At 72.0% G+C, this 16,760-nt stretch carries 15 protein-coding genes, 1 rRNA gene and 1 pseudogene; 9 read left to right on the top strand and 8 right to left on the bottom strand.

From position 1 onward, the window contains the following. Positions 1 to 273 (bottom strand): 16S ribosomal RNA (locus tag QM633_RS00770); the annotation flags it as partial. 657 nt (positions 274 to 930) lie between these two features. After that, positions 931 to 2,196, bottom strand: a complete 1,266-nt coding sequence (gene tyrS / locus QM633_RS00765; RefSeq protein WP_415151810.1) for a tyrosine--tRNA ligase — start codon at positions 2,194 to 2,196, stop codon at positions 931 to 933. 84 nt (positions 2,197 to 2,280) lie between these two features. Between tyrS and QM633_RS00760 the strand changes: the two genes are divergently transcribed. Then, positions 2,281 to 2,610 carry a hypothetical protein gene (locus tag QM633_RS00760; RefSeq protein WP_415151809.1) on the top strand — a complete coding sequence of 110 codons (330 nt, stop codon included), beginning with the start codon at positions 2,281 to 2,283 and terminating at the stop codon, positions 2,608 to 2,610. A gap of 132 nt (positions 2,611 to 2,742) precedes the next feature. Then, positions 2,743 to 3,072, top strand: a complete 330-nt coding sequence (locus tag QM633_RS00755; protein WP_415151808.1) for a cupin domain-containing protein — start codon at positions 2,743 to 2,745, stop codon at positions 3,070 to 3,072. Positions 3,073 to 3,165: 93 nt separating this feature from the next. Here QM633_RS00755 and argH read toward each other — a convergent pair whose 3' ends face one another. From argH to argC, 6 genes are all read right to left on the bottom strand, one after another. Further along, positions 3,166 to 4,563: an argininosuccinate lyase gene (gene argH / locus QM633_RS00750; protein ID WP_415151807.1), complete on the bottom strand. Its 1,398-nt coding sequence runs from the start codon at positions 4,561 to 4,563 to the stop codon at positions 3,166 to 3,168. Positions 4,564 to 4,628: 65 nt separating this feature from the next. Beyond that, on the bottom strand, positions 4,629 to 5,117 hold the full coding sequence (locus tag QM633_RS00745) for an arginine repressor (RefSeq protein WP_415151806.1): 489 nt from the start codon (positions 5,115 to 5,117) through the stop codon (positions 4,629 to 4,631). Next, positions 5,114 to 6,424, bottom strand: coding sequence for an acetylornithine transaminase (locus tag QM633_RS00740; protein WP_415151805.1), 1,311 nt, complete (start codon positions 6,422 to 6,424; stop codon positions 5,114 to 5,116). Before QM633_RS00740 ends, QM633_RS00745 begins: the two co-directional genes overlap by 4 nt. Next, complete coding sequence (gene argB / locus QM633_RS00735; protein WP_415151804.1) at positions 6,421 to 7,308, bottom strand: acetylglutamate kinase; 888 nt, start codon at positions 7,306 to 7,308, stop codon at positions 6,421 to 6,423. Before argB ends, QM633_RS00740 begins: the two co-directional genes overlap by 4 nt. After that, entirely contained in the window at positions 7,305 to 8,459 is a 1,155-nt protein-coding gene (argJ, locus tag QM633_RS00730; RefSeq protein WP_415151803.1) for a bifunctional glutamate N-acetyltransferase/amino-acid acetyltransferase ArgJ, read from the bottom strand. The genes argB and argJ overlap by 4 nt, the downstream gene beginning before the upstream one ends. Before the next feature lie 130 nt (positions 8,460 to 8,589). After that, positions 8,590 to 9,621 carry an N-acetyl-gamma-glutamyl-phosphate reductase gene (gene argC, locus QM633_RS00725; RefSeq protein ID WP_415151802.1) on the bottom strand — a complete coding sequence of 344 codons (1,032 nt, stop codon included), beginning with the start codon at positions 9,619 to 9,621 and terminating at the stop codon, positions 8,590 to 8,592. A gap of 129 nt (positions 9,622 to 9,750) precedes the next feature. Here argC and QM633_RS00720 point away from each other — a divergent pair, with 129 nt between their 5' ends. From QM633_RS00720 to QM633_RS00690, 7 genes and pseudogenes are all read left to right on the top strand, one after another. Then, complete coding sequence (locus QM633_RS00720) at positions 9,751 to 10,995, top strand: glutamyl-tRNA reductase (protein WP_415151801.1); 1,245 nt, start codon at positions 9,751 to 9,753, stop codon at positions 10,993 to 10,995. Then, positions 10,992 to 12,038, top strand: coding sequence for a uroporphyrinogen decarboxylase (hemE, locus tag QM633_RS00715; protein ID WP_415151800.1), 1,047 nt, complete (start codon positions 10,992 to 10,994; stop codon positions 12,036 to 12,038). The genes QM633_RS00720 and hemE overlap by 4 nt, the downstream gene beginning before the upstream one ends. Before the next feature lies 1 nt (position 12,039). Then, complete coding sequence (locus QM633_RS00710) at positions 12,040 to 13,197, top strand: TIGR04053 family radical SAM/SPASM domain-containing protein (RefSeq protein ID WP_415151799.1); 1,158 nt, start codon at positions 12,040 to 12,042, stop codon at positions 13,195 to 13,197. Further along, positions 13,194 to 14,600: a protoporphyrinogen oxidase gene (hemG, locus tag QM633_RS00705; RefSeq protein WP_415151798.1), complete on the top strand. Its 1,407-nt coding sequence runs from the start codon at positions 13,194 to 13,196 to the stop codon at positions 14,598 to 14,600. Before QM633_RS00710 ends, hemG begins: the two co-directional genes overlap by 4 nt. 9 nt (positions 14,601 to 14,609) lie before the next feature. Continuing rightward, positions 14,610 to 15,275 carry a hydrogen peroxide-dependent heme synthase gene (gene hemQ / locus QM633_RS00700; RefSeq protein ID WP_415151797.1) on the top strand — a complete coding sequence of 222 codons (666 nt, stop codon included), beginning with the start codon at positions 14,610 to 14,612 and terminating at the stop codon, positions 15,273 to 15,275. Then, complete coding sequence (locus QM633_RS00695) at positions 15,272 to 16,339, top strand: ferrochelatase (RefSeq protein ID WP_415151796.1); 1,068 nt, start codon at positions 15,272 to 15,274, stop codon at positions 16,337 to 16,339. Before hemQ ends, QM633_RS00695 begins: the two co-directional genes overlap by 4 nt. After that, positions 16,336 to 16,760, top strand: a pseudogene (locus QM633_RS00690) (hydroxymethylbilane synthase); the annotation flags it as partial. The gene QM633_RS00695 and the pseudogene QM633_RS00690, both read left to right, overlap by 4 nt.

The following is a 16,760-nucleotide window of genomic DNA, read 5'->3' as shown; positions in this document are numbered from 1 at the left end:
GCCTTGGTGAGCCGTTACCTCACCAACAAGCTGATAGGCCGCGAGCCCATCCCTGACCGTCGGAGCTTTCCACCCCGGCAGATGCCCGCCAGGGTCGTATCCGGTATTAGCAGCTGTTTCCAACTGTTATCCCGGAGTCAAGGGTAGGTTGCTCACGTGTTACTCACCCGTTCGCCACTGATCGGAGGAGCAAGCTCCTCGTCACCGTTCGACTTGCATGTGTTAAGCACGCCGCCAGCGTTCGTCCTGAGCCAGGATCAAACTCTCCGTTGAAAAATTTCGGTGTGGGCTCTTATGCCCGGTTACCGTCAACTTCGGTCTGATACTGACGCAGACTCATTGCTGAATCTGCTCAATAATCAAAGGAATCCGTTCCGAGTCAGTGTTCGACTTGCGTCTCGCACAGCCCGGGACGGGGTTGATTTCGCACTCCGAGGAGTGCATTTATTGTGCATTGACTTTTAAAGCACGCTGTTGAGTTCTCAAGTTTCGGGTGCGTTCCGCGCTCTGGCTTTCAGACCATTGCTTGGAGCAACTCGACTTATTTTAGTGAGTCACTTTCTCGATGTCAAATCGGGGAAGCTTTCCCACATCCTCCCTGCCTCGACCGTTTGGCCTAGTCAGCTCGGGTTTCGCGCCTCCGCTTCGGTCTTCGACCTCGGCTCGGGGCACTCGTCTTACTTTACGGAGTCGGGAGCCGGCTGTCAAATCGGTTCCTTCTTCCCTCCCCCGCCCGCGACACCGTCGCGGACCTTGGCGGGCCCTGGCATGGGCACACACCGTATCCGTGCGGATCATGGTGGGTTCGGCGCCCGGTTCGGCCGTGTCGGGGTTCCGACTTCGTCCGTGTCACCGGCAGCGCTCGATGAAGATTACGCAGGTGTAACGCGGTGGTCAAATCGAGCGGACGCCCGGGCGTGTCCTCGGTCCTCAGCGGGCGATCTCGACGGCACCGACGGTCTTCCGTCCCCTCCGGAGGACCAGGAAGCGGCCGGCCAGGAGGTCCTCCGGACGGATCCGCGCGTCGACCTCGGTGACCTTCACATTGTTCAGGTAGGCACCGCCCTCCGCGATCGCCCTGCGCGCGGCGGACCTGCTCGCGACCACCCCTGACTCGGCCAGGACGTCCACGACGCCGGGCAACTCCTCGCCGCGTTGCAGCCGGGTCGCGCCGAGTTCCTTCATCGCGGCCTCCAGCGGCCCGGCGCCGAGCTCGCGGAGCTCGCCGCGTCCGAACACGGCCGCCGCAGCGGCCGTCGCGGCCCGGCGTTCGGCCGGTGAGTGCACGAGGTCGGTGATGTCGTCCGCCAGCGCCCGCTGCGCGGCCCGCAGGTGTGGCGCCTCGACAGTCTGCCTGCCCAGGTCGTCGATCTCCTCCCCGGTGCGCCGCGTGAAGATCCGCAGGTACTCCACGACCTTCGCGTCCTCGGCGTTCAGGAAGAACTGGTGGAACGCGTAGGGGCTGGTCATGGCGGGGTCCAGCCACACGGTGCCGGATTCGGTCTTGCCGAACTTCGTGCCGTCGGCCTTGGTCAGCAAGGGTGTCGCCAGCGCGTGGACGCGAGCGCCCTCCGCCCTGCGGATCAGATCCACTCCCGCGGTGATGTTCCCCCACTGGTCGGAGCCCCCGGTCTGCAGGGTCACGCCGTGGCGTCGGAAGAGCTCCAGGTAGTCCAGCGACTGCAGGAGCACGTAGGAGAACTCGGTGTAGGAGATCCCCGACTCCAGTCGTGCCTTGACGACCTCGCGGTCGAGCATGCGGTTCACGCTGAAGTGCTTGCCGATGTCGCGCAGGAGGTCCAGCGCGGACAGCTCGGAGGTCCAGTCGTAGTTGTTGACCACCACCGCGCCGGCCGGCCCGTCGAAGTCGACGAAGCGGCTCACCTGCGCCCTGATCCGCTCCACCCACTCCCCGACGACCTCCTTCGGGTTCAGGTTTCGTTCCGAACTCTGCTTCGGATCGCCGATCAGTCCCGTGGAACCACCGACCAGCAGGTACGGGCGGTGGCCGGCCGACTGCAGGATGCGGGCCAGCATCAACTGCACGAGGTTTCCCATGTGGATGCTCGGAGCAGTCGGGTCGAACCCGACGTAGGAGCTCACCTGCCCGCCGTCGAAGGCGGACGCCAGCGCGTCCGGGTCGGTCGAGTGGGCGATGAAGCCCCGCCAGGTCAGTTCGTCGATCACCGCATTCACGCTGCGTAAGCGTAGTGGCGCGCCCCGCCGGAGTCCGCACCGGGGTGTCGGAGCCGGGCCGTAACCTGCTCTCGGAGGTGGGAGATGGCATCGTTCCGGGCGAGCGCCGCGATCGTCGACGTGCACGCCGGAGTCGACCCGGTCGCGGTCCTCGACGCCGCACGGACGGCGGTCGGCGCGGGCTGGCACGTCGAGGACTCGTTCGTCGACGTCGAGCCGCTCGCCCGTGCCGGCGGGGCACCGCGGGTCACCGTCCGCTTCGTCGTGCCCACCGGCAATGATGCCGAGGAGGACGCCGACGCGTGGCGGGCCGGGCGCGCGCTGGCCACCGGAATCGGACGGGTCGCCGACTGGACCGACCTGCAGGTGCTCCGGCGCACGAAGGGGCGGTGGGTGCGGCTGGACGGACCCTGAACCGCCAACAGCGCATCCACGGCTCGACCGACCCGGTGCTGGGAACCGGCACCGCGGGTAGGCTGTCGCCCTCCTCCCCCGCGACCGACGGATGCGTGGCGGCTGCGGGCCCCCGGCGGAAGGACGCCACTGATGAGCAGGACGGCGCTGGAATTCCACACCCCGGACCACGAGTGGAGCCAGACGGCCCCCGGCACCTGGGTGATGGTCCTTTCGGACGACCCGGAGAGCGGCGAGCGCACCCTTCTGCAGCGCTACGACGCGGGCTTCGACGACCGGTCGGGTCCCGTCCTGGTCCACGACTTCACCGAGGAGGTGTTCGTGCTGGAGGGGGAACTCACCGACTGCCGCCTCGGCCAGACCTTCGTCCGCGGCATGTACGCCAGCCGGCCGCCGGGCATGCGCCACGGGCCCTACCGCAGCGAGGGCGGCTGCCTGATGTTCGTGACCCTCGGGCCCTGATCCGCCGGCCCTCGGTCCCACTACCGGGAGGATCGCCCGCGGCCGGGGCGACCGGCCGGTCGCCCCGGTCAGAGGTCCGGGGCCCGTGCCCGGTCAGGCGTCGAGGGCCGAACGCAGTTCGGCCAGCTGCTCTCGGACCCGGTCCGGAGCCGTCCCGCCGCGGCCGTTGCGGGAGGACACCGAGCCCTCGACAGTGAGCACGTCGAGGACGTCCGGGCCGAGCTCTGCGGAGATCTCGCCGAGCTGGGCGGCGGTGAGGTCCGACAGCTCGATGCCTTCGGCCTCGCAGAACCGGACGCAGGCACCGGCGATCTCGTGGGCGCGGGCGAACGGGACCCGACGGCGCACCAGCCAGTCCGCGACGTCGGTGGCGAGCGAGAACCCCCGCGGTGCCAACTCCGCCATCCGGTCGTGGTCGAACACCAGGGTCGAGACCATCCCGGTGACGGCCGGCAGCAGCACGCGCAGTTGGTCGAGGCCGTCGAAGACCGGCTCCTTGTCCTCCTGGAGGTCGCGGTTGTAGGCCAGGGGCAGACCCTTGCAGGTCGCCAGCAGGCCGGCCAGGTTCCCGATCAGACGCCCGGCCTTGCCCCTGGCGAGCTCGGCCACGTCCGGGTTCTTCTTCTGCGGCATGATGCTCGATCCGGTCGACCACGCGTCGTCGAGCGTGGCGAAGCCGAACTCGTGCGTGCACCACAGGATCACGTCCTCGCTGAGTCGGGAGAGGTCCACCCCGATCTGGGCGAGCACATAGGCCTCCTCCGCCACGAGATCGCGCGCCGCCGTGCCGTCGATGCTGTTGGGCGCCGAGGAGGAGAACCCCAGCCGGCGCGCAACCAGCTCGGGGTCGAGCCCCAGCGACGTGCCCGCCAGCGCTCCCGACCCGTACGGGCTCACCGCGAGCCGGGCGGCCAGGTCGTGCAGCCGCTGGAGATCGCGGACGAGCGGCCAGGCATGGGCGAGCAGGTGGTGGCTGAGCAGGACCGGCTGTGCGGACTGCAGGTGGGTGCGGCCCGGCATGATCGCGCCGAGGTTCGTCTCCGCCTGAACGGCCAGAGCGCCGGCGAGTGCGCGCAGGTCGGCGGCCAGCAGCTGGTTGGCGTCACGGAGATAGGCCCGGATCAGGGTGGCGATCTGATCGTTGCGGGAGCGCCCTGCCCGCAGCCGTCCGCCCAGGTCCGCCCCGACCCGTTCGATCAGGCCACGCTCGAGGGCACCGTGCACGTCCTCGTCCGTGGCGGCGGGGACGAAGTCACCGGAGGCGACGTCGGCGTCGAGCTCGGTCAGGCCCGCCTCCATGGCGGCGAACTCGTCGTCGGTGAGCAGGCCCGCGACGTGCAGCGCCGCCGCGTGCGCCTTCGAGCCGGCGATGTCATGGCGGGCGAGCCGCCAGTCGAACTGCGTCGACCGGCTCAGTTCGAACATGGCCTGGGCCGGTCCGCCGGCGAAGCGCCCGCCCCACAGGCGTCCGCTGTCAGTGGCGTCGGTCATGGTGATCCTCTCGGCGTTGTGACCCGTTCTCGGGCCGGGAAGGTGGTGCGGGATGACGATACGACTCAGCTCAGGTGAAGGCCGAGGAAGGCCTCCGCCATCGCCGCCCCGCCGTCCGCGGCGCGGGTGACCAGCACCACGGTGTCGTCGCCGGCGATCGTGCCCAGCACGGACGCCCAGCCGACCTTGTCGATGGCGGACGCGAAGAACTGCGCCGCGCCCGGTGGGGTGCGCAGCACGGTGAGGTTCGCCGAGCCCTCTGCGGACAGCAGGAGCTCTCCGCAGAGCCGGGCCAGCCGGGCCTCGGCCGACGGCGTGCCGGGGCCGTGCTCGCCGGCCAGGAGCGCGTAGGCCAGCTCGCCCGTCGCGGTGCGAACCCGGACCGCGCCGAGCTCCAGAAGGTCCTTGCTCAGGGTGCCCTGGGAGACCGCGATGCCGTCGTCGACCAGCCGGCCCGCGAGGTCGGCCTGGCTGCGGATCGACTCACGCTCGATGAGCTCGGCGATCCGCGACTGGCGGGCCGACTTGGTCATCGGCGTGCGCTGCTCGGTCATCGGTTCTCGTTCCCCGGGGGCGCGGACGAGCCGGCCCCGCCCGGAGCGGAGGCCGCGTCCGGAGCAGGTGTCGCGGCGGCCGCGCCCAGACCGGGTGCGGCGGTGGCCGCGTCCAGCAGCGCGGGCAGTGCGGCCACGAACCGGTCGATGTCTGCCTCGCCGATGATCAGCGGCGGGGCCAGGCGGAGCACGGTGGGGCGCGGGGCGTTGATCACGAACCCGGCATCCAGTGCCAGCTCGGCGACGGCGGGCGCGATCGGGTCGGCCAGCACGACGCCCCGGAGCAGGCCGCGTCCGCGGACGGCGGCGACCTGCGGGTGGCCAAGACCGAGGATCCCGGAGGACAATCGCTCCCCCGCGGCGACCACACGGTCCAGCAGTCCGTCCCGCTCGATGATGCCGATCACCGCCAGGCCTGCGGCCGCAGCGACGGGGTTGCCGCCGAAGGTGGTCCCGTGTGAGCCGGGGCCCAGCAGGGACGCCGCGGCGCCGGTGGCCACGCACGCCCCCACGGGGAAGCCGTTGCCGAGTCCCTTCGCGAACGTGACGATGTCGGGGGTCACGCCGGACGCGGTGCTGGCCAGCCAGTCGCCACAGCGGCCCAGACCGGTCTGCACCTCGTCGATCCAGAGCAGCGCACCGACCGCGGCGGTGAGTTCGCGCGCCCTGGCCAGGAAGTCCGACGGCGGCTCGACCACCCCGTTCTCGCCCTGGATCGGCTCGAGGATCACCGCCGCCACGGTCTGGTCCAGCGCGGCCGCCAGCGCCCCCGTGTCGCCGTACGGCACGAACAGCACCTCGCCGGGCAGCGGCTCGAACGGTTCCCGGTACGCCGGGTTCGCCGTCAGCGCGAGCGCTCCGAGGCTGCGACCGTGGAACGCACCCTCCATCGCGATCAGCTTCGTCCGGCCGGTCCGGCGGGTGATCTTGAACCCGGCCTCGTTGGCCTCGGTGCCCGAGTTGGTGAAGAAGACCCGCGCCGGCAGTCCGGGCGCATTCGCGGTCGCGAAGCCGGCCAGTCGTTCGGCCAGTGCGATCTGGGTGGGCGTGGCGAAGAAGTTCGACACGTGCCCCAGCGTCGACAGCTGCGCGGAGATCGCCCCGAGAACCTGCGGGTGCGCGTGGCCCAGCGCGTTCACGGCGAGCCCGGCGAGCAGGTCGAGGTAGCGGTTGCCGTCGGCGTCCCACAGGTGCACGCCCTCGCCGCGTACGAACACCCGCTTGGGCGGCCCGAAGGTGTTCATCACCGAGCGGGTGTACCGGGTGGTCAGCTCGGCCTGGCTGCCGACGGCGGCGATCGCGCTCACGGGAGTGCCCGGTAGGAGGGGCCGAGCACCATCGTGCCGACCCCGGCGTCGGTGAAGATCTCCAGCAGCAGCGAGTGCGCGACCCGGCCGTCGATCACGGTGGCCTTGGGCACGCCGGCCTTCACGGCGTTCAGACACGCCTCCATCTTGGGGATCATGCCGGAGGCCAGCGTCGGCAGCAGGGCGGCCAGGGCGTCGACGTCGATCTGGCGGATCACCTCGGTCGAGTTCGGCCAGTCCCGGTACACGCCCGGCACGTCGGTCAGCACCACCAGGCGCTCCGCCCCCAGCGCGGCCGCCAGGGCGCCCGCCGCGGTGTCGGCGTTCACGTTGTGCACCTGGCCCTCCTCGTCGGGGGCGACCGTGGCGACCACCGGGATCCGGCCGGCGTTGATCAGGTCCACCACGGCGCTCGGGTTCACCTCTGCGACCTCTCCGACCAGGCCGAGGTCGATCTCCTCCCCGTCCAGCTCGAGACCCTTGCGCTCTGCGGTCAGCAGTCCCGCGTCCTCGCCGGACAGGCCCACGGCGAGCGGGCCGTGCGCGTTGAGCAGTCCCACCAGTTCCCGGTTCACCTGGCCCATCAGCACCATGCGCACCACGTCCATCGCCTCGGGGGTGGTCACCCGCAACCCGCCGCGGAACTCGCTCTCGATGCCGAGCCGCTTCAACATGGACGAGATCTGCGGGCCGCCGCCGTGCACGACGACGGGCTTCACCCCGACGGTGCGCAGGAACACGATGTCCCTCGCGAATGCCCGCTTGAGCTCGTCATCGACCATCGCGTTGCCGCCGTACTTCACCACGACGGTCTTTCCCACGTAGCTCTCCAGCCACGGCAGGGCCTCGATCAGGATCTCCGCCTTGCTGCCCGCATCGCTCATGAGGAGTACTCCGCGTTCTCTTTGACGTAGTCGTAGGTGAGGTCGTTGGTCCAGATCGCCGCGGACGCGTCCCCGGCATGGAGGTGCACCTCGACGAGCACGTCGCGGCCGGTGAGGTCGACCTCGGAGCGGTCGGCCCCCAGCTGCCCGTCCACGAACACCCTGATCCCGTTGAACGCGACATCGACGTGCTCGGGGTCGTACTCCGCGGGCACGGTACCGGCGGAGGCGAGGACGCGGCCCCAGTTCGGGTCGTTGCCGAAGACCGCGCACTTGAACAGGTTGCTGCGGGCGATGGCGCGGGCGACCGCCAGCGCGTCCGCCTCGGTGGCCGCGCCCTCGACCCGCACCTCGATGTCGTGGGCCGAGCCCTCTGCATCGGCGAGCAGCTGCCGGGCCAGGTCTGCGCAGACGCCGGTCAGCGCCTCGGAGAACTCCGCGGCGTCCGGGGTCACCCCGGACGCACCGGACGACATCAGCACCACCGTGTCGTTGGTGGACATGCAGCCGTCGGAGTCGGTCCGGTCGAAGGTGAAGCCGGTCGCGGTGCGCAGGGCGCGGTCCAGGTCGCCGGGCGGGACGGCCGCGTCCGTCGTGATCACGACGAGCATGGTGGCCAGCGCGGGCGCGAGCATCCCGGCGCCCTTCGCCATCCCGCCGATCGTCCAGCCCGCGGGCGAGACGTACGTCGCCTGCTTCGCGACCGTGTCGGTCGTGCGGATCGCCTCGGCCGCCGAGGCGCCGCCGGTGCGGGCAAGGTCCTGCGCGGCCAGCTCGATCCCGGTCAGCACCGCGTCCATGGGCAGCCGGACGCCGATCAGGCCGGTCGAGCACACCGCGACGTCCTCGGGGGCGCACCCCACCTCGGCCCCGGTCCATTCGGCCATCCGCTGCGCATCGGCCAACCCGGCCGCGCCCGTGCAGGCGTTGGCGCCGCCGGAGTTGAGCACGACCGCGGCCAGGCGACCGTTCGCCGTCGCGTGTCTGCTCCACTGGACGGGAGCGGCCGTGAACCGGTTGGACGTGAAGACGGCGGCGGCGTGTGCGTCCGGTCCCTCGTTCACGACCAGGGCGAGGTCGGGCTTCCCCGAGGCCTTGATCCCCGCGCAGACGCCCGCCGCGGTGAACCCCTTTGCCGCAGTGACGCTCATGCCTGCCCCCCGCAGAGTTGTTCGGAGGAGCGCAGCGGAGGAGAAGAACTCTGTGGGGTGTTCTTTCCGGGGTCCCCGCAGAGTTGTTCGGAGGAGCGCAGCGGAGGAGAAGAACTCTGTGGGGTGCAGATCACGGCGCGACTCCGATCGTGGTGAGGCCGAGGGACTCGGGGAGGCCCAGGGCGATGTTCATGGACTGGATGGCACCACCGGCGGTGCCCTTGGTCAGGTTGTCGAGGGCTGCGACCGCGACCAGCCGCCCCGCGGCCTCGTCCACGGTGACCTGGACGTGGACGGCGTTCGACCCGAGGACCGACTGCGTCTGCGGCCACATCCCTTCGGGCAGCAGGGTGACGAACGGCTCGTTGCCGTAGGCGGCGACGTAGGTGGAGCGGACGACGTCGGCGGGGACGCCTGCCGGCAGCGGCGCGGTGACCGTGGCGAGGATGCCGCGGGCCATCGGGGCGAGCACGGGGGTGAAGGACAGCGTGGGCTCCGCCGCCCCCAGCAGGGCGAAGTTCTGCAGGATCTCCGGGACGTGCCGGTGCACTCCCCCCACGCCGTAGGCGCTGGCAGAGCCCATCACCTCCGAGCCGAGCAGGTTCGGCTTCAGCGACCTGCCCGCGCCGGAGGTACCGCTGGCCGCCACGGCGACGACGTCCCTGCCACTGACCAGACCACCGCTGAGCGCGGGCAGCAGGGCCAGCGTCACCGTGGTGGGGTAGCAGCCCGGGACGGCGATCCGGCGGGTCGCCGCGAGCACCTCTCGCTGCCCGGGCAGTTCGGGAAGGCCGTACGGCCACGTACCGGCGTGGTCGCTGCCGTAGAACTTCCGCCACTGGACCGGGTCGCTCAGCCGGTGGTCGGCGCCGGCGTCCACCACGAGCACATCGGGCCCGAGCCCGGCGGCGACGCCCGCAGAGTGTCCGTGCGGGAGCGCCAGGAACACGACGTCGTGGCCGTCGAGCGCGGCGGCGGTCGTGGCCTCCACCGTGCGGTCGGCGAGCGGCGTCAGGTGCTGGTGGTGGGCGAGCAGCGGGGTTCCCGCATTGGCTCCGGCGGTCAGCGCGCCGACCTCGACCTCGGGGTGGCCGAGCAGGAGCCGCAGCACCTCCCCGCCCGCGTAGCCGGTGGCACCGGCCACCGCGACCTTGATCGTCATGAGCATGACTATGCCGCACCACGAATGAATATTCCACTCGTATCCACGGACCGGCACGATCCGGTCGTTTCCCGGACGGGCCGGACGCAGCGCACGGAGGGGCGCCGCAGAGGGTTTACCATGCTGGGCGTGCCCGTTTCCGCCGTCGGCGTCAGCCACCACCTCATCCCGCTGGAGGACCTGGCGCAGCTGGGCCAGGTGACGCAGCCGGCGCTCGCCGAACTGGATGCCGCCGGGCTCCCCGGCCTGGTCCTGCTGAGCACGTGCAACCGATTCGAGGTCTATTTCGAGTCGGAGTCCTTCCACCGCGGCCTCGAGCTGGTCCTCGGCGCCCTGCGCCGCTCGCTCCCCGAGCGGCACCGCGCGCTCGTCGACCAGTTCCAGGTGTACGCCGGCGAGGGCGCCGTCCAGCACCTCCTCGAGGTCACCAGCGGGCTCGACTCGATGGTCGTGGGCGAGGCGGAGATCATCGGCCAGGTCCGCGAGGCCCTGGCCATGTCCGGCGAGCGGGCGAGTGCGTCCCTGCACCGGCTGTTCCACGCCGCGCTCACCACCGCCAAGGCCGTCACCTCGCAGACCGATCTCGGCGCGGCCGGGCGCTCGATCGCCCAGGTCGGCCTCGACCTGGTCGAGCAGCGGCACTTCGCGCTCGCCGGGCGCACCACCCTCGTGGTCGGCACCGGCAGCTACGCCCGCGTGGTCACCGCCGCGCTGCTGCGCCTGGGCTGCACGGACATCCGCGTCTACTCCGCCAGCGACAGGGCGGCGCGCTTCGCGGCGTCCCACCCCGTCCAGCCGGTTCCCGTGGACGGGCTCACCGGCGCCCTGGCCGCGGCCGACCTCCTGGTCACCTGCAGCGGCAGCGAGGGGTCCGGTGGTGCCGGGATCGACGCCGAGCTGCTGACCACAGCCCGCTCAGGTCGCACCGCGCTCCTGCCCGTGCTCGACCTGTCGCTGTCCGGCGACGTCGCCGCCGACGCCGCCGACCTGCTGTTCGTCGACCTGATCGACCTGGAGGAGATCGGCGCGCACGCCCCCGCAGGACAGACCGCGTCCGTGCTCGCCGCCCGGGACCTCGTCGGGCGGGGGGTCGAGACCTACCTGCACCTCGAGCAGGGACGTGCCGCGACGCCCGCCGTGACGGCGATGCGGGCCCACGTCAGCCACTACATCGAGCGCGAGATCGAAGCGGCCGCACGACGCTACGACCCCGAGACGGCGGCAGCCGTCGCCCGCTCCCTGCGGCGAGTGTCCAACGCACTGCTGCACACTCCGTCGCTGCGCGCGGCGGAACTCGCCCGCAGCGGCGAACTCGCCGACTACTCCCACGCCCTGCAGACGCTGTTCGGCATCGAGGTCGAGGCCGACGCGTGAGGTCCACCGTGCAGGCGGCGCCGCTGCTGGCCGCCTACCGCGGTGAGCAGGTCAGCCGCAGGCCGATCTGGTTCATGCGGCAGGCCGGACGCTCACTGCCCGAGTACCGCGCGATCCGCGAGGGCACGTCGATGCTGGACGCCTGCCTCGACCCGGAACTGGCCGCGGAGATCACCGTCCAGCCCGTGCGACGGCACGACGTGGACGCCGGGATCTTCTTCTCCGACATCGTCGTCCCCCTCCGGCTTTCCGGAGTCGGCGTCGACATCGTGCCAGGGGTGGGGCCGGTGCTCGACCTCCCCGTGCGAACAGCCGGCGACGTCGCGGCGCTGCCCGACCTCGACCCGAGTGCCCTGGCGCCCGTCCGCGACGGGGTCGCGCTGTCGGTGGAACGGCTGGCCGGTGTCCCTTTGATCGGCTTCGCCGGGGCGCCCTTCACCCTCGCGTCCTACCTCGTCGAGGGGCGGCCCGACCGGGCGCTGCCCGCGACCCGCGCCCTGCTCGCCTCCGACCCCGACACCTGGCACCGGTTGCTCGGCTGGGTGGCCGGCATCACCGCAGCCTTCCTGCGCGCGCAGGTCGAGGCGGGCGCGTCCGCCGTCCAGCTCTTCGACTCCTGGGTGGGCAGGCTCTCGCCCGCCGAGTACCGCGAGGCCGTGCAGCCGCACTCCGCCGCCGTGTTCGCCGCCGTCGCCGACCTCGGCGTCCCCCGCGTCCACTTCGGGACGGCCACCCGCGCGCTGCTGCCGGACCTCCTCGCCGCCGGGGCGGACGTCGTCGGGGTCGCCTCCGACATCGGTCTGGACGACGCCTCGACCCTGCTCGGCGGCGAGGTGCCGCTGCAGGGCAACCTCGACCCGGCGTTGCTGGCGGCCGACTGGCCCACGCTGGAGGCCGCCGCGCGCGACGTCGTCCGGCGTGGTGCGGCGGCCCCCGGTCACGTGTTCAACCTCGGCCACGGCGTACCGCCCTCGACCGACCCCGATGTCCTCAGCCGGCTCGTCGAGCTGGTGCACTCGATCCCGCCCGGGCAGGAGTCCTGACATGCCACACCCGACCGCAACCCGTCCGACCCACGGCCACGGCCACGCCAACGGCATCGGCGCCGTCAAGCCGGACGGGTGGGCCTACAACCGGGCGCCGATGATCGTCTACTGGGAGCTCACCAACGCCTGCGGCCTGGCCTGCCGGCACTGCCGTGCGACCGCGATGCCGGACGCGATGCCCGGCGAGCTGTCGACCGCGCAGGCGATCGCGCTGCTCGACGACATCCTCGGCTTCGCCGGGCCGGGCGAGGCGCTGCCCCACGTCGTGATGACCGGCGGCGACCCGCTGCGGCGACCCGACCTGCCCGAGTTGCTCGCGGCCGCGACCGAGCGCGGCATCGGGGTCTCCCTCGCCCCCGCCGTGACCCCGCTGCTGACCAGGGAGCGCATCTTCTGGATGAAGGAGATGGGCGTCCAGGCGATCTCGCTCTCACTGGACGGGTCGACCGCGGCGTTCCACGACGGCGTCCGGATGGTGCCGGGGACCTTCGACGCCACCATCGAGGCGCTGGACATCGCCGCGGAGGCCGGCCTTCCCGTGCAGGTGAACACGCTGGTGACCGCCACGACGGCCGCCGACCTGCCCGCGGTGTACGAGCTGCTGAGCGCGCACACGCTGATGCAGTGGAGCCTGTTCTTCCTGATCTCGATCGGGCGCGGCACCGAGCTGACCGAGCTGTCTCCCGGCGAGGCGGAGAAGTGGCTGCTCTGGGCGGCGCGGACGAACCGGGAGGCGTCGTTCCGGGTGAAGACGACCGAGGCCATGCACTTCCGGCGCCTGATGGCCGCGCCGATGCTGCGCGCGGGGTCGTCGAAGGAGGAGATCGAGGCGCTGCCGCTGTCCCGCGCGTTCGGCATCCGCGACGGCAACGGGATCGTGTTCGTCTCCAACCTCGGCGAGGTCACCCCGTCCGGCTTCCTGCCGCTGAGCGTGGGCAACGTCAAGGACGCCTCGCTGGTGAGCCTCTACCGGGACCAGCCGGTGATGCGCGCGCTGCGCGACCCCGACCAGTTCAAGGGACGCTGCGGCGCCTGCGAGTACCACGACTGGTGCGGCGGCTCGCGCGCCCGCGCCTACGCATGGACCGGCGACCCGCTCGAGTCCGACCCGTTGTGCCCGTACGTGCCCAGGCCCGGCGCGAGCCTCGCCCAGTGAGGCTGCTGGTCGTCGGGGGCGGCATCACCGGGCTGGCCGCGGCCTGGGAGGCCGTGCGCGGGGACGGTGAGCGGCCGCCCGCCGACGTACTCCTGGTCGAGGCGTCCGACCGGCTGGGCGGCAAGCTGCACACCGAGCACGCCGAAGGGCTGCTGATCGAGCACGGGCCGGACTCGTTCGTCAGCTACCGGCCGGCGGCGTCCCTGCTGGCCACCGAAGTGGGCCTGGGCGATGATCTCGTCGGCACCACCGGGTCGCGGGTGGTCTCCCTGCGCTCGCGCGGCAGGCTGCGCCCGCTGCCGGCAGGAATGGGCATGGTGCTGCCGACGCGGCTCGGCCCGTTCGTCACCACCGGCATCCTCTCGCCGGCCGACAAGCTGCGCGCCGGCCTCGACCTCGTGCTGCCGCGCCAGTTGCGCGATGGCGAGGACGTGGCGATCGGCGCCTTCCTGAGGGCACGCCTCGGCGGGGGCGTCGTCCGCCGGTTCGCGGACCCGATGGTGGGCGGGATCTACGGTGCCGGCGTCGACGAACTCAGCCTGGACGCCGTGCTGCCGTCGCTGCGGACGGACGAGGCCGCGCACCGCAGCCTGATCCTGGCCTCCCTCGCGGCAGGCAGGAAGAGCAGGGCCGCCGGTCGCGGACCGGGCTCACCCTTCCGTACGCTGCGCGGCGGGCTGGGCAGCCTGGTGGACGCCGTCGCGGGCCGGCTGGTGGCCTCCGGCGCCGACCTGCGCACCGGTACCGGCGTGGCAGAATTGGGGACCACATCCTCCGGCGGCGTCCGGGCCGTGCTGGAGGACGGTTCGGTCGAGCTGGCGGACGCGGTCGTGCTGGCCGGCGGAGTGGCCAGTTCGGCAGCGCTGCTGGCGGAGCCGGCACCCCGGGCCGCAGCGGCCCTCTCCGGAGTACCACTGGCCACCTCCACCGTGGTGACCCTCTGCTACCCCGCCTCCGCCTTCGCCACACCGGTCACGACGCACGGGTGGCTGGAGGCCGACCCGGCTCCGATCAGCGGCGTCACGGTGAGCTCGGCCAAGTGGGCCGACCGCGCTCCAGGGGACGCGGTCCTGATCCGTGCGTTCGTCCCCGAACGCCTCGGCGAGATCGCGCGGGCAGAGCAGGACGTCCTGCTCGAACGCGTGGTCGACCACGTCGGGACGGTCCTCGACGCGACCCGGCCGCCGACCCTGTCCCGAGTCGCCCGCTGGCAGGCGGTGATGCCGAAGTACACGGTCGGCCACCCCGCTCGGGTCGCGGCGGCGGAAGCCGGTCTCGCTCACCTGCCGACGTGGCGGGTGGCCGGTTCGGCGCTGCACGGGGTGGGCGTTCCGGACTGCGTCGCGGACGGCCGTCGCCAGGCCGGTCTGGCTCTGGCCACCAGGACATCTGTTTCAAGTTAGGGTGCCCTTATGACCCAGACCACCGAAGAGATCCACTACACCTGCTACGCCGTCTTCGCCCGCCGAGGAGCGGTTCTGGCCGACGTCGCGGGCCTCACGCAAGAGCTGGTCACGGACCTCGCCGGCGCAGGGGTCACCACCCGCGGCCTCTACGACGTCCACGGGATGCCGGCCGACGCGGACGTGCTGGTCTGGCTGCACGGGCGCTCGGCGTCCGACCTCCAGGAAGCCCAGCGACGCTTCCAGCGGGAGGCTTTCGGGGGCGCCGTCGACGCCGTGTGGTCGGCGTTCGGCGTCCACCGCCAGGCCGAGTTCAGCCGCGACCACGCGCCCGCCTTCCTGCAGGGAAGGGAGCCGAAACGGTGGCTCACCGTCTACCCGTTCGTCCGCTCCTACGAGTGGTACGTGCTCCCGGAGGAGGAACGCAGGGCGCTGCTCGCCGAGCACGGGATGAAGGGCCGCGACTACCCGCAGGTGCTCGCGAACACCGTGGCCGCGTTCGCCCTCGGCGACTACGAGTGGATCCTCGGGCTGGAGGCCGACGAGCTGGTCGAGCTGACCGACCTGATGCGTCACCTGCGCGCAACCGGTGCACGGCGGCACGTCCGGCTGGAGGTCCCGTTCTACACCGGGCACCGGATCGAGGCGTCCGATCTGCCCCGAGTGCTGCGGTGAGTACTTCGTTGAAGTACGACGCCGTGGTCCTGATGGGCTTCGGCGGGCCCGAGGGCAGCGAAGAAGTGGTGCCCTTCCTCGAGCGGGTCACGGCGGGACGCGGCATCCCGAGGGAACGTCTGGTCGAGGTGGGCCAGCACTACTTCACGCTCGGCGGGGTCAGCCCCATCAACGCGCAGAACCGGGCCCTGCTGGCGGCGCTCGCCGACGCGCTCTGCGCGCAGGGCGTCGAGATCGAGACCGTGCTGGCCAATCGGAACTCCCCGCCCTTCGTGCCGGACGTCCTGGCCGACCTCGCCGCACGCGGGCATCGCCGGCTGCTGGCCGTCGCGACCGCGGCCTACGCCGGCTACTCGTCCTGCCGGCAGTACCGCGAGGACCTCGGCCTGGCCCTGGCGGGCGGTGCACTGGACGTCGACGTCCGCAAGTTGCCGCCCTTCTACGACCTGCCCGCCTTCGCCGACGCCGTCTCCGAACTGCTCCTCCGCTGCCTGCCCGCGGACCTCGACCTGGCGGCCGACAGCACCCGGCTGGTCTTCACCACCCACTCCGTCCCCGCGGTCGCGGCGAGGAACGCCGGCCCCGAGGGCGACGCCTACCTCACCGAGCACCGCTGGGTCGCTCGCCGGGTGGTCGCGGCGGTCGCCGAAGCCACCGGGGTCACCAAGCCGTGGGACCTCGTCTTCCAGTCGCGCAGCGGCCCGCCCCAGGTGCCGTGGCTGGAGCCCGACGTGAACGACGCGCTGCGCGAGTTCGCCGCGGCGGGCACGACCGACGTCGTGCTCGTGCCGATCGGCTTCATCTCCGATCACATGGAGGTGATCTGGGACCTCGACACCCAGGCGCGGGAGACCGCCGCCGAGCTCGGCGTCCGCCTGATCCGCACCCCCACGGTCGGAACCCACCCAGGCTTCGTCGCCGATCTGGCGAGGCGGATCGCGGACGAGCTGCGGGCAGGCTCTCCCGAGCCGGGTCCCGGCCAGTTCTGCTTCGGAGGATGCTGCGCCAACCCTCACCGCGACGCCCCCGCCGCCGCAGGCATCGCGCAGGGCCCGACCCGGTGAGGCTCCGTCTGGCCACGCGCGGCTCCACGCTCGCCTGGACCCAGTCGGGCACGGTCGCGGACGCCCTCCGCGCGCTCGGCCACGAGGTCGAGCTCGTGAAGGTCACCACCCACGGCGACGTGTCGTCCGCTCCGCTGGCCAGCCTCGGCGGCGCGGGAGTGTTCGTCGGTGCGGTGCGCGCCGCCGTCCTCGCCGGCGAGGCCGACCTCGCCGTCCACTCGTTCAAGGACCTGCCCACGGCCGCTGCCGAGGGGCTCGTGATCGCCGCCGTCCCGCTGCGCGAGGACCCGGCCGACGCGCTGTGTGCCCGCGAGGGGTGGACCCTGGCGACCCGCGCGCCGCGGGGGAGGGTCGCCAGGGTCCACCCCTCGCGGGCACACAGCGCGTCGGCCGGGTCCTCGCGCAGCGGGACGGCGGCGAT

Source organism: Propionicimonas sp. (assembly GCF_047606205.1).
Taxonomy (GTDB): domain Bacteria; phylum Actinomycetota; class Actinomycetes; order Propionibacteriales; family Propionibacteriaceae; genus Propionicimonas.
This window is presented reverse-complemented; position numbering and strand designations above follow the sequence as displayed.

Coding starts and splice junctions, on each gene's coding strand:
- argC (WP_415151802.1), bottom strand. CDS start 9,621: ATGACGATCAAGGTCGCGGTGGCCGGTGCCACCGGCTACGCGGGCGGG.
- hemQ (WP_415151797.1), top strand. CDS start 14,610: ATGACCCAGACCACCGAAGAGATCCACTACACCTGCTACGCCGTCTTC.
- QM633_RS00760 (WP_415151809.1), top strand. CDS start 2,281: ATGGCATCGTTCCGGGCGAGCGCCGCGATCGTCGACGTGCACGCCGGA.
- QM633_RS00710 (WP_415151799.1), top strand. CDS start 12,040: ATGCCACACCCGACCGCAACCCGTCCGACCCACGGCCACGGCCACGCC.
- argH (WP_415151807.1), bottom strand. CDS start 4,563: ATGACCGACGCCACTGACAGCGGACGCCTGTGGGGCGGGCGCTTCGCC.
- QM633_RS00755 (WP_415151808.1), top strand. CDS start 2,743: ATGAGCAGGACGGCGCTGGAATTCCACACCCCGGACCACGAGTGGAGC.
- argB (WP_415151804.1), bottom strand. CDS start 7,308: ATGAGCGATGCGGGCAGCAAGGCGGAGATCCTGATCGAGGCCCTGCCG.
- argJ (WP_415151803.1), bottom strand. CDS start 8,459: ATGAGCGTCACTGCGGCAAAGGGGTTCACCGCGGCGGGCGTCTGCGCG.
- QM633_RS00745 (WP_415151806.1), bottom strand. CDS start 5,117: ATGACCGAGCAGCGCACGCCGATGACCAAGTCGGCCCGCCAGTCGCGG.